Here is a 26,573-nt window from a genome sequence, read left to right as displayed (position 1 = left end):
TTTTGTAATGAGCTTAACGATTCTCCGGCGGGGCAATTCGGTTGTACATATAGTACCACTCCATTTCTCCTACCTTGTAGTATGGAGTGAAAGTGCGGGTCAGGTGCGCATACGGCCGCACATGCCCGGGAAGAGTCATGAACGTCAGCGGCTGGCCGGGAACAGGATGGATCCACTCGGCCGGCCGGTCAATCTCGCCTTCGAACAGCGTCATCTTGTCGGCAGTCAGCACCAGCGGCCCGAAGCTTAAGGCAGCGATGCCGGGATTTTGTTCATCTACGGGAGTAAAATAAAGACGATACGGGAAATCGGCCTCCACCACATCGCCGTCATGCCAGACCCGGTCGATTTCAGCCCACTCACCAGGGCTGCAGGCGATGGACTGGCGGATTCCGTTCACGCTAATCGTGTTGGCGCCGTCTGCCCAGGACGGCACCCGCAGACGAAGCCGGAAAGAGCACCGGGGTCCGGAGGATTCCTGCCGGCTGGCGGAGGGAGAGGGAGCTGTCTGGCTGGACGAATCATCGCTGGGATGATTAAGGTTCTCCATCACGGCGAGCCGCAGCCGGATCCGGCTGGTATCCGGGTAATCCGAATGATTTTCCAAGGCGAGCAGAGAGCTGCCCTGTGTCCAGGTAACGGTTGAAGGCAGGTACTGGCTGATATACAGCCCATCCTGATCCCGGTAATACAGCATGTTGGCGTATTCCGCCACATCCTGCGGGAAGGTGCCGGTGCAGCACTGCCATTCAAAGGCTTCGCCATTCTCCTGCAGCCTGCGGTCCTCCACGGATTTCAGCCCGCCGTCCAGGAAGTAATCGGCATAATACATGACTTTGCCATCCGGGTGAACCGGCAGCTGGCCGCCGGTGCCGTTGATCAGCATTTTCTCTGCCCAGTCCCCATATTTGGCCTCACCGGTCAGCTTCAGCAGATAGTTGCAGTATTTGAAGACCGCCCAAGCGCAGCAGGATACCTCGCAGCTTCCCCAAGTGTCGTTCCTCGTGACCTCCGAGCCGCCGAAATTGGTATACGTCAAGCTGCCGAGCGTCGGGTCCCAGGTCGATTTCAGTGAATCCCCCAGATAACCCTCCTTGTCGGGGAACAAGCACTCCGCAGGGCCATATCCTCCGGTTGCGAAGATGTGATGGCTCGTAATCTCGTCATAAGCGGCGGTCATCGCGGTCAGATACCGCTCGTCACCCGTTGCTTCATAGGCCCGGGCAGCGCTGGAAAGGCTGTTTACATGGCTGTAGGCATGACGGGGCCCAATCCTGAAATCCCGGCTGTTCAGCTTGTTCCAGAAATAATCATAATCCCACTGCTCGGCAAACGATTTGTACAGCGGTTCCCCGGTCAGCTGCCAGGCACGGTACAGGTTCTCCGGAAGGGTGTACCATTCGATCATCTGGTTATGCCATAATTCATGGTCCTGCAGGCCGTCGCGTTTGATGTCCTTCTTGAAGCGGGCGTCGGCAGCGCGGGTCAGCTGGAGCAAGTGGGGCAGCAAAGCGCGGCAATCGAGAAACTCTACCAGATCGAGAAATCCGCCCAGAAGCTTATCAAATACATAAGTATCGTGCTCGTACAGCAGCTCTGAAGTCTCTGCGCATTTCATCCATTCTTCCGCCAAATGGAGGGCTTTCTCTTTCAGCCGCTGATCCCCGGTCACCCGGTAAAGCTTGGCGAAGGCGCCCAGCTTCTGGCCAAAGGTATTCGCATTTGAGCCGTACCAGCCTGTCAATCCGTTCACAGAAGAGGGCAGGCCGGCCTTCACCCGGAATAAATGAAGCAGCTCATCATCCGGAATATTCAAATAAAGCTCAATCGTTTCGTCGCGCTGCTGCTTCCAGTGGCTGTCCTTAAGCTGAACGCTGTCATAGCCGAAGCCTTCTAATCCTTTGAATCCAAGGTTTACTGCAGATTCCATCATCTAACGCCTCCCGAACTGATTTAGCCCACTGATGAGGCTGCCCGTTATGGACAGCGAATCAGCCTTTGACCGAACCGATCATTACCCCTTTCTCAAAATACTTCTGAATAAACGGATAGACGATCAGGATCGGCAGGGTGGAGACAATAATGACGGCATATTTGACCTGATCCGCGTACTGCTGGGCATAACCGCCGGCGGCTCCGCCCGCGCCCGCCCCCTGTGAGAATACCTGGTTGGAGAGCAAGATATCACGCAGTACAATTTGCAGCGGCTGCAGATCATTGCTGCGGATGTAGATCAGCCCGGTAAAGAAGTCGTTCCAATGCGCAACCAGGTAATACAAGGCGATAACGGACACAACGGCTTTGGACAGAGGCAGGGCAACTTTGACGAAGAAGGTAAAATGGCTGCAGCCGTCCATAGACGCCGCTTCATACAGCTCTTTAGGTAGCGAGTGCTCGAAGAATGAGCGTGCAATAATCAGGTTGTAGACGTTGACGCTGAACGGCAGGATAAATACCCACATTGAGTTGGTCAAATGCAGGTCCTTCATAAGCAGATAAGTTGGAATCAGACCGCCGCTGAAGAACAGCGTTACGACAAACAGGAACATGATCACCCGTCTCGCCCGGAATTCATGTCTGGACAATACGTAAGCGGCCGGCAGTGTAAACAGCAGATTGACTAAGGTGCCGAGCAGCGTGTAGATCAGCGTGTTCTTGTACCCGGTCCAAATTCGAGAATCATGAAAAATTTCCTTATAACCGAAGAAACTGATGTTCTTCGGGTACAGCGTCACCTGGCCGGTGGATACCAGCGTTGAATCGCTTACAGAAGCGATGATGACGAAATAAAGCGGGTAAGCGATGATCAGAAACACCAGCACGCTGAGCAGAACAATGACCGCGTCCGCCGCCCGGTCATTGAGATTTTTGCCATAGGTCGGATTCATTCAGGGCACACCTCCAAGGGATACGGCTTCAGGCAGGGGTGACAATTACGGTTACCACAAGCTGATGTCGGAAGATTTTCGCGTAAAGGCGTTCATGGCATACAGAAAAATAAAGTTGATGACGGTATTGAACAGGCCGATTGCAGCCGAGTAGCTGAACTGGTTGCTGATAATCCCGATTTTGTATACATAAGTGGCGATAACCTCCGAAACCGGAAGGTTCAGCGGATTCTGCATCAGGAAGACCTTCTCGAAGCCGGTGCTCAGCACATTGCCCATGCTCAGTACGAACAGAATGATGATGGTCGGGACGATTGCGGGCAGATCGACATAGCGGATCGTCTGCCAGCGGCTGGCGCCGTCCATCTTGGCAGAGTCATACAGCTGCGGATCAACGGTCGACAAGGCGGCCAGGTAGATAATGCTGTTCCAGCCGCAGTGCTGCCAGATGTCTGATATGACATATACCGGCACAAAGGTTTTGGTCGAGCCGAGCAGATTGACATCGCCGAGTCCCATCGAGGTCAGAAGATGACCAATAATGCCCGAGTTCGGGGAGAGCAGCACGTTCAGCAAACCGACCATAACCACGATCGAAATAAAATGCGGCAGATAAACGGTAGTCTGGAGCGCCTTCTTCGCCCGCTTCCAGCGGAGCTGGTTGATGAGCAGGGCGAGGATGATGGGAGCCGGAAAGCTCAGAAGGATGGTGGTCAGGCTGATTACCACCGTATTCTTCATCAGGTCTCCGAACATATAGCTGTCAAAAAATTGTTTAAAATAATCAAAGCCGCGCCAGGCGCCGCCTGTCAGGCCTTTGGTAAAGTCATAATCCCGGAAGGCCAGCTGAATGCCGTACATCGGAATATAGTTGAATATAAAGATGACGATGATGGCCGGTAAGATCATGAGCCACAGCTGGTAATCGCGTCTGAAGGTGTTCAGCACAGTTTCTTTCCTGGCTTTCAGGACAAGAGGGGCTTCGGAATGCTTGGATTCGGGAACCATTAGCCTTCGCTCCTTTACAGCCGGAGAAGAGATTTCCGCCTTGCTTGCGGGAAGCTGCCTTGTTTCTTGGTGACGTGAAGATTGGGCAGGGCGGAAATCCCTCCGGAAGGAAGTTTTTTAGGGAGTCAACAATTAACAATTAAAGATCAAAGATCAACAATCAACATTCTCCAGTCATGAATCAACGTCAGGAAACCTCATTCCGGCCTGCCTGGATAGGATCCAAGCGGCATGGGAAGCTTACTGTTTGCTCTTATAATCGTCATAATATTTCTGCATAATTTCGATATTCTGCTCAACGCCGGTGCGCTGAATGTCCTTCACATAGCCGTCCCATTCTTTGTCGATGCCGCCTTTGGTGATCCACTGCGACCATTTGGCGAGGGCGAGGGACATCAGGTTGGTGTTGTTCAGCGCCATGGTGCTGTTGTCGGCGGAGGTGTATTTGATGAACATGCTCGGAAGCACCTCGGTGTCTTTGTTAATGCTGTCCAGTGCGGCTTTCAGCGGCTCTGTCTGCTTGCCGACAGACTGCATGTCAGTGCCGAGGGTGAGCTTCAGGTCATCGGAAATGTACATCGGACCGTTGTCCGCCCAAGTGGACGTCCACTTCCAGGTGCCAGGGTCCATCGCAGTATCGGAAGGAGGAAGGATGCTGTAGGAGCCGTCGCCGTTATCCTTGATGTTCGTGTCCATCGAACCGAACAGCACCTGCATGCTCACCTTCGGATCATAGAGCTCGTTGATGAATTTCATCGCTTCGTCCTTATGCTTGCTCTTGGCGGACATGGTCACCATGTTGACGCCGTAATTGAGCGAATTGTAATCATAAGACCAGGAGAGCTTGGCTGTAGAATCCGCCGATACTTTCAGAGGAGACATGGAAGTATACTGCGGAGCCAGCGTGTTGCCGAAGCGGTCTGTGACTTCCCAGCCCCAGGTGAACCCGACCTTAGCCGTATCTCCGCTGCCGCGCGCGACGGACTGATATTTTGTATAGTCCTGTGTGAACACTTCCGGATTGATCAGGCCGGCGCTGTAGCATTTGTTCAGGAATTCAACCAGCTCCTTGTAGCGTTCATCAGAGAAGAAGTTCTTGACCTTGCCGTCCTCGACAAAATAGCCGAAGCCGCTGTTATCAGTCAGGGTAATGCCTTCACTGCCAAGCAGCACGGTCGGCATAAAGGCGCCGAAAGCTACCGTTCCGGTCGGGGCAAAATCCATCGGGATTTCGTCATTCGCATCGCCGTTGCCGTTCGCGTCCTTATCCTTGAAGGCTACCAGGACATTATAAAGCTCATCCCAGGTGGTCGGCATTGTCAGACCCAGATTATCCAGCCATTTCTGGTTGATAAACTGCCGCGTGGTCGTCTCCGGCCAGAACCGCTGGTATTTCGGCAGGCCGTAGATTTTGCCGTCCGTCTGGGTGGCAATAACCTTGGTTTCCGGCTTGGCAGTGAACATTGCCTGCACGTTAGGGGCATCCTTCTGAATCAGCTCGCTGAGATCCTGGAACAAGCCCGGGAACTGCGCGTAATCGGCGTCTGTAATGGCATTCGGCCCAACAATCAGATCAGGAACATCCCCGCCTGCCAGCAGGGCGCCTTTCTTCTGATCCCAGTCCGCCGTAACTTCCTGCCATTCGATTTCGACACCGGCGCGTTCTTCGGCCTCCTGCAGCCATTTCATCTTGGACAGCTCCTGGGTCAACGGATGCTTCGTAATAATGGCGGTCAATTTCACTTTACCGCTTGCAGCGGTGCTCCCGCTGCTGCCGGTGCTGCTGGCAGCGCTGTCATTTTCCAAATTGCCTCCGCCGCAGGCAGACAGAATTGCCGTGCTTAGACACAATACGAGACCGGCACTCAACCATTTTTTCATATAACGCCCCTCCGTTTTATATACATATTTGATGAAGAATCATCCTCTTCCTGAATCTTGCCTGACCGCAATTTGGTAAGTGCACTCCGCACTCAAGTCTTCAGCCTTGACCGTGACACGCAGCACGGTTTCAAGGCTGCTGCCTTGCAGCCGGATAACCCGCGGCAGCGATTCGTCGATCAGAACCCCGTCCACAAGCACCAGCCCGTTAGAGTCAGCAGGAGCGGTGAGCATAGAGAGCTCGGCGCTGGATCCGCTCTGTGGCGGGATCGACAGCGTATACTCGGTAACAGCCGGATGAAAGGCAGGCGTCAGTTCTCCCTGATTGAAGGACAGCGCCGCAAGCTCCGCATTTGTCCGGAAGGGACGCATGGTCCGAAGAATGTCATAGACAGAGCCGTTGTCTCCGGTGGATTCAAACCGGAGTTCAACCTTGTCACGGCCTTGAACAGCATTTGCGGGAATCAAATAAAGCTGCTCGAAAAATAGCCGGCCAGCCTTCTTCGCCTTCTGGCCGGCACCGCTGCCCTCTGGCTGTCCGAACAGGCCGGCTTCCAGCAGCAGGTGCAGATCATCGGCAGAAGAAGCGGAGGGAGCGACAGACTTGAGCTCAGTCCCGTCCATTTTCACTATTGGAACCGAGCTGCTCCAACCGGTAAAGCATAATACCGAGAGCCAATTGTCCGAATCCGGCTGTACGCCGAGCTCATAGCTGAACCAGCCGCCGGGTGCAATCCGCCTGAAGCTGTAGCCGTCCCAGCTGCCCGTAAACGTCTTCTCACCCTGAATGCGATGCTCCAGCTCATACTGGTCATTCGCTACCCGAAGACTGTCAAGGGTTGCTGAGGCAGTACGGCGGTCCAGCTTGGCTTGCACCAGATGCCGCTGCAGCTCAGGTGAATCTCCTTCAACAATGCGCCAATAGATGCCGTAACGCTGCTGGTGCTGCTTGTAATGGGGAGTGAAGACCAGCCGGCTGTCTTCATCGGTTCCCCTCAGCTTGAAAGCGAGCTTCCCGGCAGAGCCGGCACCGGCTGGCGCTTCATTCCGGCTGATCTGCCGGCCGCCGCTGACATCCCTGTGTTCGTCTTCTCCGCCATCCTCAGCACGAATAAGATTGTGCTCAATGTTCTCTAGCCACTTCTGAGGCGACGTCTCTTGCAGAACGAGAAAGTCCTTTATCCGCATGCTTCGCGTCGGAACGCTGACGTTGACGCCGGTTGCGGACAGCTCCATTTGCTCGGAACCGAGCGCTGCGCTGAGCACAACCGGCCCGCAGCGGAATGCGGCAGCATGCGGCGCATCCGGAAGTGTGTGGGCGCGGACAGCCATCGGCAGCCGGAGTTGAAGCCGGTCGCCGTCGCACCACATCCGGTTCACACTCAGCCAGCCGTTATGGATTTGGCCCGCCTGATTATATTCGTTTAGAGACCCGTTTAGAGATCCGTTTAGAGACCCATATTGAGCCCCGTTTACCCTGATCTCTGCATCTCCGGCAATCCAGTCCGGAATCCGCAGGCACAGATCCAGCTTGCGCGGCACCTGGTCCGGAATGCCGATTTCAAATTCCACGGTGTCCTGCTCCGGCAGACTGGAGCGCTGCCGGAGCAGGAGCCTGGAGGCGGACAGCGGCTGAGCTTTCTGGGCTTCAGCGGAGACTTCAGCAATAGCTTCAGCGAAGTCTTCGGCAATAGCTTGAGCGGAAACTTTAGCCGAAAGTTCAGCCGAATCCTTTTCCGGGTCCAAATAAAGGGTGGAGCTGAAATATTGAGTTACATAAATTCTGTCTTGGCCATTATGGAAATACAGGCTGTCGTTCAGCTTGGAGAAGCTCTCCATGCCCGTACCGGTGCAGCACCAGAAATGCTCGAACGGAGAACTGTACACCTTGAAATATCCGGTAGCCATCGGCTGGAAATACATGGTCATTCCGGTGTCCGGATTCTGGGAGGAGATGATCGCGTTGAGGAAGGTATTTTCATAGAAGTGTGCATATTTCACATCTCCGGTCACCTTGAATAGCTCGCGGGTCAGCTTCAGCATGTTGTAGGTGTTGCAGGTCTCACAGGTGAAATTCGTGCGGTCCGCATCCAGCACATCCGGCTCGCCGAAATGCTCCCATTCACTGTTGCCGCCCGTCACATAGCTGTGATGATTCACGACCATCTCCCAGAACCGTTCGCTCGTCTCCAGATAAAACTTCTCGCTTGCTCCAAGCGTCCTGTAGCGGTTCAGGGCACCGATAAATTTGGGAATCGTCGTATTGGCATGTTTGCCCTGCAGCACAGCCTCGCCGTCATGAACCTTGTGAAACAGCGGCAGCTCATCAAACTGATGCGCCGCAAACAGGTGGCGGTGATCCCGGGTTACCTTGTATAATTCATATAAACAATCGTTCATACCCCCGTATTCAACGGACAAGACACGGCTTTGCAATGCTTCATCCCAGCGGGAGGTGCGGTCATAGACCCAATTGCCCAGCTCTGAAACTAGTGTTAAAGCAGTCTGACTGCGGGTTGCCTGATAAACCGCTGTCAACCCGGCGATCAGCTTGTGCATCGTATACCAGGGAACCCAGGCTGGCCGTCCATTTTCCACATGGTCAAAGAGCTGCTCTTCGAATGCCGAGATGTATCCGCTTTCAAATTGGCAGTCTGCAAGCTCTTCCATCAGGTATTCAAGCCGGCTCAGCAGCTCCGGATCTCTGGAGCTTTGATAAGCCTGGGAGCAGGCAGTCAGATAATGCCCGAGGGTGTGGCCCCGGATTTCACTGCTTTCCCAGCCCGGGTATTTCACCGCCCGAGGTGCCAATCCCCGGTTTTCCCGAAACCCGGCAAGCAGGCGGTCGGGATTAAGCTTTTTCAAGTAGGCATGCTCTTTGCTCTCCGCGTTCAACAGATAGCCGTCTTCCAGTTTGACCTGATCCATCCTGAAGTCCCGCAGAGGCTGAGCCATCAGCGGCCTTACACGGTATGTTGTCTGCTTCATTGCTCTGCTCCAATCCTGGAATATGAGAGAAGTCTGGCGCGCGCTTGACTTATAGGTAAAGCTTAGACCCTTTCAGCTGCACGGTAAATGGCTTGGAGTTTGAATAAGTGTAAAAAGGTTAGATGTTACAGATATGTGACGGCCTCTAGCGGCAATATAATAGCATCGGACTGGAATCAATTTCTAATCAGGTGTCAAAAAGTCAGATAAGGTGGTGTTACTTCAGATGAACGCCTACGAGCTGATCGTGGATTCCCCGGTAACCATGGCGATAACAGGCAAGTTTCAGGCCCCGAGTCCGGACTGGATTCATCTGAGCAGGCTGCTGCTGGATTATGAGCTGATGATTATGACGGAGGGGACGCTGTACCTGGCAGGAGACCAGCAGCAGTTTACGGTGAGCAAAGGGGAGTATTTGCTGCTTCCGCCTCTAACGAACCAATACGGTTATAAGGCATCGGCCTGCAGCTTCTATTGGCTGCACTTCTCCCTGAACAGCGAGACGCGCAAAGTGGACCTATCCTCCAGCCTGCAGGAGAGGACGGAAGGAAGGCTGATGATCCCCCAGCAGGGTACGCTGAAGAGCCTGGACAAGATCATCGTCATGATGAAGCAGCTCCAGGACTCTGTGAGAGGGTACAATGAGAAGACGCTGAACAACTATATGGCGACTGTGATTCTGTGCGAGCTGTATAACCAGCTGTCCAGCATGAGCGAAGTGCCCCGCAAGAAATCCAAGCAGGACCAGCTCTACAACGACATTTCAGACTACATTCAGTACCGGCGCCATGAAAATATTAAAGTCAGCGAAGTCGCTGAGCATTTCGGCTATAACGAAAAATATTTATCCCATCTGTTCACCAGCTTGTCCGGAATTACGCTGAAGCAGCATATGCTGCTCCAGAAGATGGAGGCTGCCAAATATCTGCTGACCGACACGAATCAAAATATTACGGAGGTCGCCCTGCAGCTTGGCTATAAAGACGCGCATCATTTCATGAAGACATTCAAGAAGCACGTGGGACTGACTCCGACGGACTTTCGAAATGCTTATTCGAAGAGGCTGCTATTTTACGAATAAGAGAGAGGCGGAAGAGAGCGGGGCGCATTTCAATTTCAAAAGCTACTTTCCCATTAAGGCATCCAATACATCCTGGACATTCATGCTGCCGAGCTCGCTGATCAGCTCATCCAGCCGGGTCTTTCTCTTGATCGAACCGCCAAGCACGATTTCCAGGCGCTGATCCTTGTCAATCAGTATGGAGTCGACAGATAAGGCATTGCTCAGCAGGCCGGCAATGACTGCGATCTGCTGGGGCGTGAGCTTGGACAGAATAGGAGAGGGAGGCGGACTAGCACAGTTTTTGCGTTTCCCTTGTTTGCCGTTAGCCATAAGCCCCCTCCATCTGCTGAGATTTAGGACGGAATAATCGTTTCGGATGGTGCCGAAGCTTTGCCATACCCGAAGATGAATGACAGAATAACAATAATAAACAAGATCAGATTAATGTTCCGCTTTGGATCGCTTGCTTCCATCTGCAATCCCTCCCCCCCGTCACAAGCTGCCGCCTCATCCATCCTGCCAAAGCTGCCGGAAAGCCGCCGGAACCCGAACGGGCACTCTGCTGACCGCGATACTTCGCCTGCCTGCAGCTCTCCAGGGCATGCCAGCCTGAGCTAGGTCTATGACTAAGGCTTAGTTAGGGCTTAAGGTTCTTCACCGCCCAGCGGGGCAACATAAACAAGGTAGAATAGTATGGCAGTAATGAGAATGATGAAAAAGTCTTTTAAATTGGGATCGGCGAACGTGTCCAAGGTTCCCATCCTCCCGCTTGCATATGAATTGAGCCGCTTAGCCGGGCGCATTCTGCTGCCAGACCTCATAATTCTAATTTATGTTATGTGGCCGCAGTTTTGGACGTACCTGTGCACATGCGGTTTCTTGCTTGCTTCCTTCTACGGCTATAGTATGTGCACTGGCCCGCCTATGCCCCGGGCTTGAGCCTAATTATGAGGGGGAGCCGTCTCAAAGCGGGGAGCCGTCTGCCTGGTCATCCGCTGAACCGATTAGCTGACGTGCCTGAAACACCTTCTTGGCGGTAAACACAGCGTTTAATACCTTCGGAAAACCAACGTACGGCGCACAATGAATGATCGCTTCAACGACTTCATCGGGGGTCAGCCCTACATTAAGCGAAGCATTGATATGAACCTCAAGCTGAGGCTCGCAGCCTCCAAGGGCAGTGAGGGAAGAGACCGTAATCAGCTGGCGCTGCCGGGCATCCAGCGTGTCCCGTGAATAGATATCGCCAAATGCGAATTCAACGATATACGTTCCAAGGTCGGGCGCAATCTCTTTTAACGACTCAATAACTCGCTCTCCTCCTTCTCCGTCGATCTGCATCAGCTTATACCAGCCGCGTGAGTAACGTACATTATCCATCATTATTCCTCCTCGAAAAATGTTCTTGTTTAAAAGCTTAAGGTTTAGAGCGCGCTCTAAAGCAAGCCATTTTCTGGAAGGCGAGTCTCCCCGGATATGATATAATCCTGTTCATGACAACCAATACCTATTCCATCCAGCAAATCTCCGAGATGACGGGGCTGTCTGCGCATACCCTGCGTTACTACGAAAAAATCGGGCTGCTTACTGAGATCAGCCGGGACCTGAGCGGTTATCGTCAATACTCGGACAAAGATCTCTCATGGATTCAATTTCTCATCCGGCTGCAAGAAACGGGGATGAAGATCAGCGGCAGGGTCCGGTTCGCCGAGCTCCGCAGTCAAGGGGAATCGACGATAAGCAGCAGACGCGAGCTTCTGGAAAGCCACCGGGACGAGGTTCATGCGCAGATCAGCAAACTCCTCCAAAATCTGAAGGCGATTGAAGACAAGATTGAAATCTATAAAACAATGGAGCTGGACAGGAACCCGTAATGGTATAATCAGGAAGACAATTCTTGAACAGGGGGCGTGACCAGTGACGGTACAGTTATCTCGGGAACAGTTTGTAAGAGCTAAAGCCTTTGTAATGGATAAGGCGCGGCCGCTAGAAAAAGCTCTATTCGCCTATGAATTTGAATCCGGCTCTATTCAGGACGTATTGGGGGAGCTGGCGAGGTTCCAGAATGAGGACGGAGGTTTTGGCAGAGCGCTTGAGCCTGATCTCAGAACGCCGGTATCTTCAGTCCTGGCTACAACAACCGCCTTACAGCTGCTCGAAGGTCTGGACTCCGAGGATGCTAAAGCCGAGGGCATGATCAGCCGGGCGATGAACTATCTGCTGTCAGCCTACATCAGTGAACGGAACGGCTGGGACATTATCCCCCTGGAGGCTGAAGCATCGCCGAGGGCTGTTTGGTGGGATTTCGGGGCATTTCGTGACCACTGGGGGAATCCGAATGCGGAGGTGGCAGGCTATTTCATAAGCTGTCCATCTTCCATTGCTCCGGAACTGCTGAAAGAGCTCCTGGACTATTCCCTTCATTATCTGAACAATGAGTGTGAGCTGAACGAAATGCACGAGCTCTTCTGCTACCTGCGTTTGTCTGAGAAATTGACTCCTTCGCAGTACGCGCTTATTGAGGAGAAGCTGCTGCAGTTTATTGCGAACTGTGTGCCGAAGCAGCCCGCTGACCGGGCCGGATACGGCGCCACGCCGCTGCAGATTGCCGGCAGTCCGGATTCAAAGTACTACCCTTTATACGCAGATGTCCTGCCGGACGAACTGGATCGGTTAATCCATTCGCAGGCTCAGGACGGCTCATGGGAGCCGAATTGGAGCTGGTTCCGGTTTGAAGAGGAATGGCAGGCCGCCAGGGAAGAATGGCAAGGCTTCATTACACTGAAGAACCTTAAAGTGTTAAAGGATTTTCAAAGAATAGCCTTTGAATAAACGTGCCAGCTGTCACCAGCTTGAATCCAGAGCTCTTAAAGGAGGCTTCACATGGTTCTTGAGGTTGCCCTGTTAAACATTAAAGACGGGATGATTAACGATTTTGAAAGTGCCTTCCGAAAGGCATCCCAAATTATTTCAAAGGCAAATGGTTATCTGAACCACGAGCTGCACAAATGCATTGAAGAGAAGGACAAATACATCCTGCTGGTGCGGTGGCAGTCGCTGAAGCATCACACGGTCGGGTTTCGAGAGTCGGAGGAATATCAGGAATGGAAAAGCCTGCTTCACCATTTCTATGATCCGTTTCCTTCCGTGCAGCATTATGTGAACATTAAACTGGACTAGTCCGGATGGATTCACTTCTAAATTTTAAAAAAATCAGCCTGCTTATAGGTTCGTATCTTGGGAGGATCATGAGTAAAAAAGCGGTCAACGTCATTTTATTTATTTTGAGCGGCCTGCCGCTGCTTGCTTACCCGTTAGTGCTGATTGCCAATTTGATGCAGGTGGCAGGGGATGCGGCAGGTGCGGATTTTTACAAATTGATTGTCGTTTATTTGTTTGTCTTCCTGAGTACAACCTATATACTGACCTATTTGATCAGCTTGATTGTGCATCTAGTCAGGAGAAATAAACAAAGACTTACCTCGGTGATCCCGGTTGTTCATCTGGCGCTCACCGTAATCGTTTTTCTCCTGTGGATGCTTGCGGATTAAGGGGGAAGGGAGCGAATGGATTGCAGCAATCCGGAGGGAGGAGCCAATGAAAGCATTAATATTAGCGGCAGGATACGCCACCCGGCTTTATCCGCTTACAGTGAACAAGCCTAAAGCGCTGCTTCCGGTGTCGGAGAATGCAGTCGTATTGGATCTAATTGTAGAGAAGCTGGAGAAGCTGGCGTCTGTCACCCAAATTTTGATTGTGACCAATCATAAATATGCGGGGCTGTTTGAAGAGTGGCTGGCAGGCCGGGAATCCGGCAAAGAAATAAAGATTATTGACGATGGAACAACCTCTGTGGAGGATAAACGGGGCGCCATCGGAGATCTGCAGTTTGTGATCGAACAGGAACAGCTGCAGGACGATTTGTTTGTGCTGGCCGGTGACAATGTATTTTCGTTTGAGCTTGAGCCGTATGTGGATTACTTCTACGCTGTGGACCGGGACTGCCTGCTGGTCAAGCCGACGAATGATCTGGAGGAGCTGAGAAGCATCGGGGTAGCGGAAGTCGATGAGCTCGGCAGGGTGACTGCGCTGGTAGAGAAACCGGCCGAGCCCCGCTCCAATATCGGCGTATACGCGCTTTATCTGTACAAGAAAGAGACGCTGAAGCTGGTTGCGGACTATCTGGAAGAAGGCAACAGCCCCGATTCGCCCAGCCATTTTCCGGAATGGCTTGTCCGTCAGAAGGACGTCCGTGCTTACAGCGCGGATGGCGGGATTTATGACATTGGCACGCATGAAGCTTACGAGGAGATCCGGAAGCTGTTTGCTGCAGGAGAGTGAGCAGTGAAGCTTAACCACAAGCATAATCCCGAACGTTTCTCCACATGCTAAGCTGGCCAAAAACCACAGCGCCGGGGTATCCCTAATGTTAAATAAGTTGTTGACAATATAATCACATTAGGTTATATTTTCGTTGCGCACGATGTAATCGGAAAAAGCTGTTTAATTACGCTGTTTTTAGTTCTTAAAGTCATCAAGAGCAAGCTTTGCGCGGGGAGGGATCAGGTTTGAACGAGCTTAAACTTAAAGACCATTTGTGTTTTTCATTATATTCCTGCTCAAGAGCCATTTCACGGATGTACCGCCCGATGCTGGAGAAGCTGGGGATCACCTATCCTCAATATTTGGTGCTGCTTGTCCTCTGGGAGCGAGGCGAATGCTCCGTTAAGGAGCTGGGAGAGGAACTGGATTTGGACACCGGGACCTTGACGCCGCTGCTTAAGCGGATGGAAGCGAACCATTTAATCAATCGTGAGCGCTTGAAGCAGGACGAACGGGTAGTCATGATCAAGCTGACAGAGAACGGAGAAGCGCTGAAGAAGGACGCAATGTGCATTCCTTTGTCGCTGATCTCTTCCAGTTCCCTGGATCTGAAGAAGCTGCAGGAGTTAAATGAAACGATCAAGATGCTTTCGGAACATGTCGTTCAACAAAGTGCCGAGAAGCAGGTTTAATTAAGAATTTCAATAAATGGATTAGTGCGGCAGGCTGTTCCCTCTGGGGGACAGCCTGTTTTGCTTTGTTGCGGGCAATCAAACCAGGACCTGAACCGTTCCCTGAACTGAACCTGAACCGCCCTCTAATGGCGCAGTCCGATTAATTTTTCTACATTTGGAAAATGATAAACAGACGACCGCACGCTAGATCTAAACTCGACCTAAGACTAGACCAACTGGGGGCAATAGAACGATGAACAGATTTCTTTTGAAGAAAGCAGTGTACAGAATCGCCGTACTGTCTCTTTGTTTCGTCATGGGGCTGAACGTCCCTGTGCAGGCTGAGGCTGAAGAGCATCCGGACCGCCCATTTGATTTCTCATTCGTCTGGATGTCCGATACCCAGTATTACTCGGAGAGCTATCCCGAGATCTACAATTCCATTGTGAACTGGACGGCGCTGCATCAGAGTGACCAGAATATTAAATATGTCATCCACACAGGCGATATTGTAAATCACTGGAATGAAGATACCCAGTGGGAGAAGGCGGATCTTGCCATGAAGGTGCTGGATGGAGCGAAGATTCCTTATGGCGTGCTCGCAGGGAACCACGATGTCGGAGAAGGGAGCCGGACGGGCGTCAATTACTACAAATGGTTTGGGGCCGGCCGCTTCAAGAAAAATGGCGTCTTCGGCAAATCCTACGATAACAATAAGGGACATTATGATTTGATCAACGCCGGAGCCGAGAAGCTGATCGTCGTCTATATGGGCTGGGGAGTCGGTTCCAAAGAGATCAGCTGGATGAATAAGGTGCTGGCCAAAAATAAGGACAGGAAAGCCATTTTGGCCTTCCACGAATACCTGCTGGCGGATGGCACGCGCTCACCGGTTGCAGACAGGATTTACAAGGATGTCGTCGTTCCGAACCGGAATGTGTTTGCTGTATTATGCGGCCATTATCACAATTCGCAGCTGAAGGTCGACGAGCTGGATGACAACCATGACGGGCATCAGGACCGCAAAGTGTTTCAGATGCTGGCTGACTACCAGGAAGCGAGAAAGGGCGGCGAGGGATTCATCCGGCTGCTCCAGTTTGACCTGAAACAGCAGAAGGTCTTTGTCAAAACCTACTCACCCTACTTAGACCGCTATAACTATTATTCCCCAGCCCAGTATCCGGCTAAAGATGAGTTCACAATCGACCTATAGCCGCTGCGCCTGCCTGTCTGCGAAGACGGGCTTCTTTATTGCCCTTTGTTATATAATGGGAATGAAATAATGGAATGAAATAATGGAAATGAGACCAATCGGAAAGGATGACAGGATGCACAAACATCTGGAGCAGCTGCTGGAGCAATATGGGAGGGAATGGAGGGGAACGCCGGAGCGCAGGGAAGGCGGATGGAACAATTCGACCTGGCTGATTAAAAAAGAATCCGGCAGCACGGCAGCCGTGCTGAGGTTGTACGAAACCCACCGCGACCCCGCCCGGATCAAATTTGAGCACGCGGTTCTTGCCGCGCTGCACCAGGCGGGGCTGTCTGTTCAAACCCCGGTTCCCGTAGCAGCCTTAACAGGTGAAACCTTCCTCCGTCTAGACGACGGAAGCGAACGCTACGCCTGCCTGTTTCAATACATAGAGGGCCTGCCGGCAAAGGACGGAGATATCCGCTGTGCCTATTCGTTCGGACAAGCTGCCGGTGAACTGGCTGTATCGCTGGCTGCAGCGGAAGAAGCAATCGGACTTGCTCCGGTTTACAGTCCTTACTATGATCTTCTCAAAGCCTATCCGGACTGCACGCCGGAATCCGTGCACGCCTTTTGCATGCATCCGCCAGAACCGTTCTGGGCGCTGAAGGAGCCGCTCGCCGTATTGGAGAAGGCCTGGGTGGATGTGTGCTCCCGCCTTGGCGGACTGGAGCAGCTGCCGCAGCAGCTCGTGCACGGCGACTTGAATTATTCCAATCTGCTTGTGAAGGAGCAGGAGCCCCGGCACATTGCGGCTCTGCTGGATTTTGAATTCTGTACCCGGGATGCTGCAGTCATGGAGCCTGCGGTGGTGCTGGCAGGTCTTCTGGAAGACGGACGCGATGATGGGGAAGACGGCGAAGTAGGGAAGAAAGAAGGCGGGGATGGACAGGCCAGCGGCGATGTAGGCCAGACTGGGCAGGAGGCTATGGAGGAGTTCTGCCGGGGATATGGCGAGCGGGTCAGATACAGCCCGGAAGAAATCCAGGCTATCCCTGTCTTAATTGCTCTAAGGTCTGTTGATGTGTTCCTTCATTTCTTAAGCCGGTATTGGAACGGAACAGACGGCCCTGATGTCCTACAGCAGCAGATTCGCCTGCTGTCAGCCAGTTTGAACCGCCTGGAGGCCAGCCGCCGCCGGATTGAGGAAGCGGCCGGGCGATTTTTGCTTCAAACAGCACTCAGCTGATCCGGTTCACCGGGGCAGCCGGCTTAAGGGCAGAGCTGCCGGGCTGTTCAAGCAGCAGCGGGGCAATATAGGAACGGAACACATCCGGATATTTGCTATTTTTCCGATTATCATGAGTCAAGACGACAACCATCTCCATAGACGGGATAATGTGAATGAACTGCCCGCCGAATCCCCGGGCATAGAAGTAATCAAAGGATAAAGCCGGTTCTGTATCTTGCTCTGTCTGTTCTTCAAACGTATCTGCCCACCAGTGCCAGCTGTAATGCCCGCGCCAGGGCTCATTGACGGTGATATAAGGCGTCACGGATTTCTTCACAAGCTCAGGGGAGAGGAGCTGCCGGTCTTTCCAGCGTCCTTCCTGCAGAAATAATTGGCCGAACTTCAGCATGTCTGAGGGACGCAGCTTAAGCCCAAACCCGCCGGTATGGACGCCCTGCGGATCGGTCTCCCATTCATAGGACGTGATGTCCAGGGGCCCGAACAGGTTCTTCTCGGCAAACTCTGCGACAGGCATACCGGCCGCCTGAGCCAGAATCGTGGAGAGCATTTGGGAAACGCCGGAATTGTAGACCATCTTCGTTCCGGGCTCATCCGCAAGAGGATGCTCCAGCACATAGTCGATCCAATTGGAGGTGCGCGTCATGTGCGGGAATGAATTCGGTCCTCCGAATTCGGTCCATTCAAAGCCTGCAGTCATCGTTAACAAGTGTCCAAGAGTAAGGCTTCGTTTGCGGGAGTCCTCCGAATGGGCGAGCTTGGGAAAGAAATCTGACGCAGGAGTATGCGGCTCCGGCAGCAGCCCCCGGTCCATGGCTATACACAGCAGCGAGGACAGAATGCTTTTGGTACAGGAATTGATCTTGGCCGTTTCGCGGGCCGTTTGCGGTCTTCTGTACTGCTCATAGACCAGCTCGCCCCGGCGGCTGATCAGACAGCTTCTGAGGTTAACAGGAGACAGCAGATCATGTAGCGGATTGAGGTTCATAGCGTTCGTCCTTTTCTAGTCGTAGTAAGTGGATTAGAGCCTTATTCATTGAATTACCCTCATTGGGAAGCAGTAATCTACTGGAATATGGTAAACTATGGCGTGTACGCGGCACGAATCAGCTGCACGCCTTAATCATACCAAATGATACGAATATCATGCCGATGTTCGAATAAGGGAGAGAACATGATGTCCGATCGCGATGATATTGCCGATCAAAGGCGCAAGAAGCTAAAGCTTATTACTTTCAGCAAAGAAGACCAGTCGCTGGTCGAATCGGAGAAGCCTCAGGAGACGTTCCGTGATGTCGGCGGCTTGGAGGAAGTCAAGAAGAAGATCCGCATGAACTTTATCTTGCCATTAAAGCAGCCGGAAATATTCGCCGCATACGGGAAAGAAGCCGGAGGAAGCCTGCTTCTCTACGGGCCTCCCGGCTGCGGGAAGACGTTCCTCGCACGCGCTGTAGCAGGCGAAATCGACGCTAATTTCCTGCACATTGAGCTGCAGGCCATTCTGTCCATGTATGCCGGGCAAAGCGAGCATAATTTGCATGATATTTTTGAGAAGGCCAGAGAAAGCAAGCCGTGCGTGATCTTCATCGACGAGCTCGACGCCATGGGCGGAAGCCGTCATCAAATGCGCCAGCATCATGACCGGATGCTTGTCAACCAGCTGCTGCTGGAGCTCGACGGGCTGCAGGCCCATAATGAACAGGTATTTGTTATCGGAGCGACCAATACTCCCTGGTATCTCGATTCTGCACTGCGGCGGCCGGGCAGGTTCAACCACCTGATCTTTGTACCGCCTCCGGAGGAAGCTGAACGCGAGACCATTCTGGAGCTGAAGCTGGCCGGCAAACCGGTTGAGGCCTTGAACCTGGCCAGAATCGCGGCAGAGACAAAGCTGTTCTCCGGCGCTGACCTGGAGCAGGTGGTGAAGGACGCAGTGGAATCGGCAATGGAACGGACATTTGAATCCGGGAATATCGAGCCGATTACGAATGAAGATTTGAAGAAAGCGGCTAAATCACGCAAAGCGACAACCCTTGAATGGTTTGCAACTGCCAGAAATTATGCCACCTTCAGTGACGTGAACAAGGACTATCAGACTGTACTTGATTACGCGAAGAAACATGGAGTGAAGTAGCAAGAGGAAGAGCCTGAAGGGAGAGAGGAGAGAGAGCCAGGTGCATGAACAAGAGGCTTACCAGGCCGGTTATACGGCCGTCCAGCAGCTCATTCAGTGGCAGAGATACAAGGAGGCGCTGGCCGAAGCCCAGGAACTGCTGAAGCTGGAACCGGAGGATCCGGATGTATTTGCCATGATCGCTCATATTTATTTGCTGATGAGTGAATACGAGAAAGCGCTGCACTGGGCTTCGGAAGCGCTGCGCCGGAATCCGGAGGAACAGCTTGCCTGGTTTGTAAGGGTGAATGTCTATTACGAAACCGATAATGAATCGTCGTTCCAGTCAGCTCTGCAGGAAGCACTCCGGGTAGACCCTTATGAAGCGCATTATTATTTCCTGCAGGCAAACCGCCTGAACAAGAAGGCGCGCTTTCATGAGGCGAAAGAAGAGCTGGTCAGAGCGCTGGAGCTTCAGCCGGAAGCTCCGCTGTACCTGGCCACGCTCAGCTATACGGAAGCTCTGCTGGGCAAAGACGGGGCTTCTCGCGAACTGGAGCGCGAGGCCCTCAGATACGGCGCTGAAATGCCCTATGTCCTCCTCTATCTGGCTTGGGCGGCAGGACGGCGGGGCGACTTCAAGCTGAGGGAGACTTATATCCGCAGCGCGGTTCGGCTTAACCCGGACAGCAGACAATTTCAGGACGAATATCTGGAGGCGCTCCAGCAGAACCATAAGCTGTTCCGGGTCTTTCTTTGGCCGTCCAAGTGGATCCGCAGGCTGAAGGGCTGGCAGCTGTTTCTCATCTGGGCTGCTGCCTGGCTCCTGTTCAGGCCGCTGGTCATAGTTTTTATCCTCCTGTATGTGCTTGCCCATTGGCTGTCCAAACTCATCGTCCATGTTAAGGTGTTTGGATGGAGGCGCAGGCGCTGATCAGCTCCCATTGCTCACAGGTTTTCAGCCTGTGAGCATTTTTTTACACTATTGGTGAAAAAAATCACATACTTAAAGGGCCTCCGCTATTTATAATTCACTCATAAACATCACTAAGGGGGAAATGAAAATGAAAGTAGCAAAAGGTTTGGTAGTAATGGGAATGGCAGCAGCTCTGCTTGCAGGCTGCGGCTCAAATAACAACGATAACGCGGCTAACACGAGCGCAAACGCAAGTGCAAACACAAGCGCAAGTGCTAATACAAGCGCAAGTGCCAATACAAGTGCAAGCGCTGAGGCAACTGATGCTGTTACAACAGCTTCCATCGTAAACCAAGCGGACGCTTTTATTAGTGCCGTCAGCGATAAAGGGAACTGGATCGTAGCGATTCTGAATGACCTTACAGTTGACCAAGAAGTTGTCGTATCTGGCGAGTTCCATGATAAAGGCGATTCTGCTAATGCCATTTACCGCAAGCTTGCGCTTTATTCCCAGGATGAAGACCACAACATCACAGCTACCTACACACTGACTGTACCTAAATTGACTGTACAAAGTGAAAACTTCAAAGTTCAAGGCGGCACAGTTAAAGGCGACGTATACGTAGAAGCAAACGGATTTACACTTGACAAAACAGCTACCATCGACGGCAACCTCTACTTCAAGAGCGCTGATCTGCAAAAAACAGCTGTTCTCGACGGTAAACTGACCGGCGCAAACGAAGTCAAAGAATAAGTCAAATCATAGTTGCTGGCGGCTGAACCGCCGGAAGCCTGTGGACCTGAATGCTCATCAGAGCGGCGGGTCTGCAGGCTTTTTTCATTTTTGATCACGGAATTTCAATTAGAACATCAGTCGGGCAAAAGCCCGGATACAGCAGTTGTAAAGTCTTTGCAAAGTTCGGATCCTGTTTGGAGAGCTCGCTGAAATAACTGCCGATAACATGGTTGGAGCCGACAGCGCCGTTTAGAAAAGACATGGGCGAAAGCGTTTGGACATGGCTGTAATAATACCTCTTTTCCCGTTTCGGAAGCTTGTAGACGGTTGGAGGCGCTAATGTAACGACATCAAAGCTGTTGGCGAACCGCCAGCTGCTTTGGACGTATTTCCCGAAGACTTTGGCAAAGGAAGGATCCCCGACACGCGGCGAACCATAGGTATACAGAAACGGATGCTTAAAAGCGCTGTTGACAGCGATATCCAAGGCGCCCAGCGCAGCAAGAGCAGCTCCGAGACTATGGCCCGTAATGAACAGCGGTTTGCCGGAAGGCAGCCTGGCAAGGGCGGCGAGCAGCTCATCCCGCGCCGAAGCATAGATGGAAGTAAAGCCGCGGTGAGTCAGGACAGGCTCTTTAATGTACTTAAATCTCTTCTGCGAGGCCAGCATATCCGCAATCCAGTTGGTTGTGGAGACGGTTCCGCGGAAAGCGAGGATCAGCTCCTCGGGGGCTTCCAGAATAAAGCCGAAGGTTTCCCATTCGCGAGTGATGGATTTTGCGTGGATGACATGACGGACCTCATAAGGTGAAGGAACGGTAAAAGAGCCGTCAGGGTTATTATACTGGACATACGTTTGCCCGCAGACGGCTGCCAGAAAGATTGCCCGCTGCAGATGATTGCTGCTGCTGTTTGCCACAGTTCTCCCACCTTTCTACTTCTTTATTTATGAGGAGAAAGGGCAATGGATGCCTGCTTGCATGCGAAAAGCTTAATTTCTTATAGGAACATTTCTTATAGAAATATTATTTATAGGAATATCCCCGCCGGTTCAGCTAAAATAGAGTTAAAGCAATCATAGATGTAGGAAAATAGAGCTTAAACCAAAGCTGCAAGCGGGGGGATCAATTTGCACGATACAGCAGGCAAAGTTACTCATAATCATGTTAAAGTTACTCATAATCATGTTAAAGTAGGCACCATTCGGGAGATCAGCCGTTATCCGGTAAAATCGCTGGGCGGTGAAACCCTGGATATGTGTGAAATAGAGTCATACGGGCTGCAGGGAGACCGCATCTGTTCTTTCCGGGATGAGACCAAACAAGGCTGGGGACAATTTGTCACGGCACGGAATACGCCAGCTATGCTTAATTACAAAGCTTCCTTCCAGGAGGATCGCGGAATTCGGGTAACAGCGCCGGACGGAAGGATAATGGGCTGGGATGAGGAGCTGCTGCAGGAAATTCAAGGGATGGTCAAGAAGCCAATCTCCATGTCACGGCTTATGGAGCCCCATCCGGAAGCTGAGCATTCCAGCCTCTTGTCGGTAGACGGAGCCAGTGTGCTGCTTGTGACAGATGCCAGCCTGCGCAAGCTTGAGCAGTTATGGGGCAAGCCGGTGGATCAGCGCCGCTTTCGCGGGAACTTTGTGATCGATTTGAACGATGACTCGCTCTTTGAAGGGGACTGGATCGGACGCCAGCTGGACATTGGCGGGGCAAGGCTTCAGGTGGACAGCTTCTGTGAAAGATGCGTCTTTATTACAATAGATCCTGATTCCCAGGAGAAGGACCCTTCGCTGTTACGGAAAGTATACGAGGATTTCGGTCTTCATTTCGGTGTCTACGCGTCGGTTGTCAGAACAGGAACGGTCCGGACCGGGGACGAGGTCACTTTGGTGGGACAGGCTTAGGCGGATCGCTTCATGCCTAATTCTTGATATAATCTAGAGAAGTACATCAAAGGAGCGGACAGCATGTATAAGACGATCGGGCTGTTCGCCCATGTCGATGCAGGAAAGACGACATTGGCTGAGCAGCTTCTTTTTCATACGGGAACCATTAAGCAGCGGGGACGGGTAGATCACCGGGACACCTATCTGGACAATCATGACATTGAAAAAGCCCGTGGCATTACCGTATTTGCCGACCAGGCGCTCATGCCTTACAAGGATTCAGTGCTGCAGGTGATTGATACGCCGGGGCACGTCGATTTTTCACCCGAAATGGAGCGGGCTGTTCAGGTGCTGGACGCCGCTGTTGTGATCATAAGTGCAGCCGAGGGGGTGCAGGGACATACGGAGACCGTTTGGCAGCTGCTGCGCAAGCATGAGGTGCCGGCCTTGATCTTCATCAATAAAATGGACCGGACAGGCGCAGACAAGCACCGAGTCCTTGAGGAGATCCGGCATCAGTTAACGGGCGACGCGTTTGACTGCACAGACTCCTTGTTCCTGCAGGGCGGGGCCGATAAACAGCTGCAGGAATTTGCCGCAGAGCGGGATGAAGCCTGTCTGCAGGCTTACCTGGAAGAGAGCTTTACGCCCGAAGAATGGACACAGTCATTAAGCAGACTGGTGCAGCAGTGCCGCCTGTTCCCCGTATTAAGCGGGAGTGCGCTCCAGGACGAGGGAGTGGAGGAGCTGCTGGAGTGGCTGGACGCGCTTGTTCGTCCGGATTACCGGACTGCGGAGCAGCAAGATTTTTCGGGGAGAGTCTATAAAGTTCGCCACGATGACAGCGGCGTAAGATCCACTTATTTAAAGGTGCTCAGCGGAAGGCTCAGAGTCCGGGACGAGGTGATTTATGGTCCTGATGGCGAGCGGGTGAGGGACAAAATTACCCAAATCCGGCTGGTGTCCGGCCATAAATTCAAAACGGCTGAGGAAGCGTCTGCCGGGCAGCTGATCGCTGTAACCGGATTGACGGAGGCAGCAGCCGGGCAGGGACTCGGTGAGCTCAGCGGCCATAGGGGCTACGAGCTGGTGCCGACCTTAACGGCGAAGGTGTTCCATCCGGACACAATCCCGGTGAAGGAGGTGCTGCGCGTATTTCGGCTGCTGGAGGCCGAAGACCCTACCTTAAAGGTGCTGTGGGAGGAGCAGCTGCAGGAGATCCACATCCATGTAATGGGCGTCATTCAGCTTGAGGTGCTGGAGGAGCTGGCGAAGGAGCGTTTCGGGCTCGCAGTCACCTTCGGACAGCCGGATATTCTGTATCTGGAGACGATTGCTGGCACCGTCCGGGGATACGGCCATTTTGAGCCGCTGCGCCATTATGCGGAGGTTCATTTGAAGCTGGAACCGGGAGAGCGGGGAAGCGGGATTACTGTCTCGAATGCCTGTCATGTAGAGGATCTCGCGGTAGGCAGCCAGAATCTGATCCGCCATCATCTGCTGGAGCGGGAGCATCACGGCCTGCTCACCGGTTCCCCTCTGACCGATCTTCACATCACGCTCTTAACCGGGCGGGCGCACAACAAGCATACGCATGGCGGAGACTTCCGCGAAGCGGCTTACCGGGCGCTGCGGCAGGGGCTGGAGAAGGCGGAGAATGTGCTGCTGGAGCCGTACTACAACTATAAAATCCGCGTCGGACTGGATGAAATGGGCCGGGTGCTGTCGGATATTCAGCAGGCGCACGGAAGCTTCGAGCCGCCGGAAACGGCAGACGGAAATGTATATGTCCAGGGACGTGTTCCGGTCGCAACCTTTCTTGACTATCCTGCCGAATTCGCCGCCATCTCCCGCGGAAAAGGCTCGCTCATGCTGAGCTTCGGCGGCTACGGCCGGTGCCATAATGAGGCCGAAGTCATCGCCCGGCGGGGCTACGACAAGAATGCGGATCCGCTGTATACGTCTTCTTCAATCTTCTGCGCCAAAGGAGCGGGATACTCGGTCTCCTGGGAGGAGGCAGAGCGCCTGATGCATAGTGAAATATAGGGAATCAGCGGCAGCCGTGGACGAATAAATAAAGTCCTGGCTGCCGCTGTTTTTATGGAGCTGTCGATTCGCATTATTTGAACAAGCCCTGCTTTGGATGCTTGTTATCGTATTTTTTCCTAGTGACTGTCCTGTAAGGATAAGATTTGAATGATCGTGTTCATCACCGCATCTTCTTCATTGGAACGTGTAATATAGTTCGCGGCATCTTTCAATTCCGGAACCGCATTCCGGACAGCAAAGCTGTATGCAGCGCGAGCCATGAGCTCTAAATCGTTAAACCCGTCTCCGAATGCCATCGTTTCCTCAGGCGTTACATTTAATAATTGCTGCAAGTGTTCGACGGTCGTGCCTTTGTGAACATTCGCATTCGCAATGTCAATCCAGGCTGCATCCGATGCGACAATATAGGCAGATTCAAAGAAGCTGGATAATTTCTCTCTCGTTTCAAAGCATCTAAGGGCGCAGTCGAATACTGTAATTTTCACAAAATCTTCGGTTATTTCATTAAAGTCGGATACTTGCCGGACTTGGGCATAGGATCTTCTGACAACAGCAATTTCCTCCGGAGGTAAGGTATCTTTAATTACAGCACCGCTTCTTGTACATGCGATGATCGTATGATCCAGACTGAGATCTTCAAGCAGCCCGATGATTTTTCGCCCTAATTCATTACTCAGCAGCGATTCATACACAAACTCCCCGTTATGCTTGATCCGGGTGGCGCTGTCACCCAGAATCCATAAATCTTTAGCGTCCTCACCAAACAGCTCTTCAACACGTTCACACTGCTTCCCCGTAACCGGAGCGAAATGAACCCCTTTATCCTGCAGCAATTTTCTGACATCCTTATACAGTTCCCTGTTAAATTCACCGCTGTTATCCAGGAAGGTTCCGTCCATATCCGTTAACACTAGCTTGATCATATCATTACCTCCAAAAATAGTTTGCTTGTAAATAACTTCAGTAGGGTTATCTCAACCGTGCTTCTTCATCCAGATCCTCTTGGGTTATTAGTCTGTCCTTATAATAATGATTCATATCATGCTCATTGATGGTGCGCAGAACTCTGCAGGGGTTACCCACAGCCACAGAATTAGCCGGAATATCTTTGGTTACAACACTTCCAGCCCCTATAACACAGTTCTCTCCAATGGTAACTCCTGGACATATAATGCTGCCGGCCCCGATCCAGCAATTGTCCTCAATTATCACCGGATCAGCATACATGTATTCTCTGTAATTAGGGTTAATAGGATGACCAACAGTTGCGATGGTTACAGCCGGCCCAAACATGACTTTCTTTCCAATGATAATCTTTGTATCGTCTACAAAATTGCAGTTAAAGTTAATGTACGAGCCTTCCCCAATTTCGATATTTGTCCCGTAGCAGAAGTAAAACGGCGGCTCGATCCAAGCCTTTGTTTCTTTGCCGAATATTTCTTTCATCAGTCTGGAACGCTCGTCCAAAGTGTCCGGTCCTGTCGCATTAAACGCTATCATTCTTCGCTTGGCATTGGCTCTGTCCTCCGGCAGGCCTTCACAATAGTCTGTAAATAATTTTCCTGTCTCAATTCTTTCTCTCATTGTCATATCCAGCTT

25 protein-coding genes are annotated in these 26,573 nt (G+C 52.3%); 14 read left to right on the top strand and 11 right to left on the bottom strand.

What is annotated here, in order from left to right:
* Window positions 1-13 precede the first annotated feature (13 nt).
* The 5 genes from FCN15_RS15365 to FCN15_RS15345 form a co-directional block, all read right to left on the bottom strand.
* Window positions 14-1,930, bottom strand: a complete 1,917-nt coding sequence (locus FCN15_RS15365) for a beta-L-arabinofuranosidase domain-containing protein (RefSeq protein WP_162515377.1) — start codon at window positions 1,928-1,930, stop codon at window positions 14-16.
* 61 nt (window positions 1,931-1,991) lie between these two features.
* Window positions 1,992-2,888 (bottom strand): carbohydrate ABC transporter permease, encoded by an 897-nt coding sequence (locus FCN15_RS15360; RefSeq protein WP_138495870.1) that lies wholly within the window; start codon window positions 2,886-2,888, stop codon window positions 1,992-1,994.
* Window positions 2,889-2,939: 51 nt separating this feature from the next.
* Window positions 2,940-3,797, bottom strand: coding sequence for an ABC transporter permease (locus FCN15_RS15355; protein ID WP_420819583.1), 858 nt, complete (start codon window positions 3,795-3,797; stop codon window positions 2,940-2,942).
* Between the two features lie 339 nt (window positions 3,798-4,136).
* Window positions 4,137-5,777, bottom strand: coding sequence for an extracellular solute-binding protein (locus tag FCN15_RS15350; RefSeq protein WP_138495868.1), 1,641 nt, complete (start codon window positions 5,775-5,777; stop codon window positions 4,137-4,139).
* A 39-nt stretch (window positions 5,778-5,816) separates the two neighbouring features.
* Window positions 5,817-8,765, bottom strand: a complete 2,949-nt coding sequence (locus tag FCN15_RS15345; RefSeq protein WP_203232164.1) for a beta-L-arabinofuranosidase domain-containing protein — start codon at window positions 8,763-8,765, stop codon at window positions 5,817-5,819.
* 226 nt (window positions 8,766-8,991) lie between these two features.
* On the opposite strand from FCN15_RS15345, the gene FCN15_RS15340 reads away from it, so the two are divergent.
* Window positions 8,992-9,846, top strand: coding sequence for an AraC family transcriptional regulator (locus tag FCN15_RS15340; protein ID WP_138495867.1), 855 nt, complete (start codon window positions 8,992-8,994; stop codon window positions 9,844-9,846).
* A gap of 42 nt (window positions 9,847-9,888) precedes the next feature.
* Here the strand turns inward: FCN15_RS15340 and FCN15_RS15335 are convergent, their stop codons facing one another.
* Window positions 9,889-10,158, bottom strand: coding sequence for a hypothetical protein (locus FCN15_RS15335; protein ID WP_138495866.1), 270 nt, complete (start codon window positions 10,156-10,158; stop codon window positions 9,889-9,891).
* Between the two features lie 633 nt (window positions 10,159-10,791).
* A complete protein-coding gene (locus FCN15_RS15330; RefSeq protein ID WP_138495865.1) occupies window positions 10,792-11,208 on the bottom strand; it encodes a carboxymuconolactone decarboxylase family protein in 417 nt (138 codons plus the stop codon).
* A gap of 113 nt (window positions 11,209-11,321) precedes the next feature.
* Between FCN15_RS15330 and FCN15_RS15325 the strand changes: the two genes are divergently transcribed.
* From FCN15_RS15325 to FCN15_RS15290, 8 genes are all read left to right on the top strand, one after another.
* Complete coding sequence (locus FCN15_RS15325) at window positions 11,322-11,702, top strand: MerR family transcriptional regulator (RefSeq protein ID WP_138495864.1); 381 nt, start codon at window positions 11,322-11,324, stop codon at window positions 11,700-11,702.
* A gap of 43 nt (window positions 11,703-11,745) precedes the next feature.
* Complete coding sequence (locus FCN15_RS15320; protein WP_238996715.1) at window positions 11,746-12,660, top strand: hypothetical protein; 915 nt, start codon at window positions 11,746-11,748, stop codon at window positions 12,658-12,660.
* Between the two features lie 51 nt (window positions 12,661-12,711).
* Entirely contained in the window at window positions 12,712-13,008 is a 297-nt protein-coding gene (locus FCN15_RS15315; protein WP_138495863.1) for an antibiotic biosynthesis monooxygenase family protein, read from the top strand.
* Between the two features lie 68 nt (window positions 13,009-13,076).
* Window positions 13,077-13,379: a hypothetical protein gene (locus FCN15_RS15310; protein ID WP_138495862.1), complete on the top strand. Its 303-nt coding sequence runs from the start codon at window positions 13,077-13,079 to the stop codon at window positions 13,377-13,379.
* 46 nt (window positions 13,380-13,425) lie between these two features.
* Window positions 13,426-14,169 carry a nucleotidyltransferase family protein gene (locus tag FCN15_RS15305; protein WP_138495861.1) on the top strand — a complete coding sequence of 248 codons (744 nt, stop codon included), beginning with the start codon at window positions 13,426-13,428 and terminating at the stop codon, window positions 14,167-14,169.
* A 227-nt stretch (window positions 14,170-14,396) separates the two neighbouring features.
* Entirely contained in the window at window positions 14,397-14,843 is a 447-nt protein-coding gene (locus FCN15_RS15300) for a MarR family winged helix-turn-helix transcriptional regulator (RefSeq protein ID WP_238996714.1), read from the top strand.
* A 235-nt stretch (window positions 14,844-15,078) separates the two neighbouring features.
* Complete coding sequence (locus tag FCN15_RS15295; protein ID WP_138495860.1) at window positions 15,079-16,038, top strand: metallophosphoesterase; 960 nt, start codon at window positions 15,079-15,081, stop codon at window positions 16,036-16,038.
* Window positions 16,039-16,126: 88 nt separating this feature from the next.
* Window positions 16,127-17,266: a phosphotransferase gene (locus FCN15_RS15290; RefSeq protein WP_238996713.1), complete on the top strand. Its 1,140-nt coding sequence runs from the start codon at window positions 16,127-16,129 to the stop codon at window positions 17,264-17,266.
* Here FCN15_RS15290 and FCN15_RS15285 read toward each other — a convergent pair.
* A complete protein-coding gene (locus tag FCN15_RS15285; protein WP_138495859.1) occupies window positions 17,259-18,254 on the bottom strand; it encodes a serine hydrolase domain-containing protein in 996 nt (331 codons plus the stop codon). The genes FCN15_RS15290 and FCN15_RS15285 overlap by 8 nt on opposite strands.
* 189 nt (window positions 18,255-18,443) lie before the next feature.
* On the opposite strand from FCN15_RS15285, the gene FCN15_RS15280 reads away from it, so the two are divergent.
* The 3 genes from FCN15_RS15280 to FCN15_RS15270 all read left to right on the top strand — a co-directional run bounded on the left by FCN15_RS15280 (window position 18,444) and on the right by FCN15_RS15270 (window position 21,049).
* Window positions 18,444-19,400, top strand: a complete 957-nt coding sequence (locus FCN15_RS15280) for an ATP-binding protein (RefSeq protein ID WP_138495858.1) — start codon at window positions 18,444-18,446, stop codon at window positions 19,398-19,400.
* Between the two features lie 40 nt (window positions 19,401-19,440).
* The gene (locus FCN15_RS15275) at window positions 19,441-20,313 is read left to right on the top strand and encodes a tetratricopeptide repeat protein (RefSeq protein WP_138495857.1); all 873 of its coding nucleotides are present in this window, start codon (window positions 19,441-19,443) and stop codon (window positions 20,311-20,313) included.
* A 130-nt stretch (window positions 20,314-20,443) separates the two neighbouring features.
* Window positions 20,444-21,049, top strand: a complete 606-nt coding sequence (locus FCN15_RS15270) for a polymer-forming cytoskeletal protein (RefSeq protein ID WP_138495856.1) — start codon at window positions 20,444-20,446, stop codon at window positions 21,047-21,049.
* A gap of 94 nt (window positions 21,050-21,143) precedes the next feature.
* On the opposite strand, the gene FCN15_RS15265 is transcribed toward FCN15_RS15270, so the two are convergent.
* Window positions 21,144-21,950, bottom strand: coding sequence for a lipase family protein (locus FCN15_RS15265; protein ID WP_138495855.1), 807 nt, complete (start codon window positions 21,948-21,950; stop codon window positions 21,144-21,146).
* A 210-nt stretch (window positions 21,951-22,160) separates the two neighbouring features.
* Between FCN15_RS15265 and FCN15_RS15260 the strand changes: the two genes are divergently transcribed.
* Window positions 22,161-22,943, top strand: a complete 783-nt coding sequence (locus FCN15_RS15260) for an MOSC domain-containing protein (RefSeq protein WP_238996712.1) — start codon at window positions 22,161-22,163, stop codon at window positions 22,941-22,943.
* A 63-nt stretch (window positions 22,944-23,006) separates the two neighbouring features.
* Window positions 23,007-24,971 (top strand): elongation factor G, encoded by a 1,965-nt coding sequence (locus FCN15_RS15255; protein WP_138495854.1) that lies wholly within the window; start codon window positions 23,007-23,009, stop codon window positions 24,969-24,971.
* Between the two features lie 119 nt (window positions 24,972-25,090).
* Here the strand turns inward: FCN15_RS15255 and FCN15_RS15250 are convergent, their stop codons facing one another.
* Together FCN15_RS15250 and FCN15_RS15245 are read right to left on the bottom strand one after the other, a co-directional pair.
* Complete coding sequence (locus FCN15_RS15250) at window positions 25,091-25,897, bottom strand: HAD family hydrolase (RefSeq protein ID WP_138495853.1); 807 nt, start codon at window positions 25,895-25,897, stop codon at window positions 25,091-25,093.
* A 46-nt stretch (window positions 25,898-25,943) separates the two neighbouring features.
* A complete protein-coding gene (locus FCN15_RS15245; RefSeq protein ID WP_138495852.1) occupies window positions 25,944-26,564 on the bottom strand; it encodes a sugar O-acetyltransferase in 621 nt (206 codons plus the stop codon).
* Window positions 26,565-26,573: the final 9 nt, after the last annotated feature.

The organism is Paenibacillus pinistramenti (assembly GCF_005869875.1).
GTDB lineage: Bacteria > Bacillota > Bacilli > Paenibacillales > Paenibacillaceae > Fontibacillus > Fontibacillus pinistramenti.
Note: the sequence above shows the minus strand (reverse complement) of the source record. Positions and strands in the feature narration are given on the sequence as shown.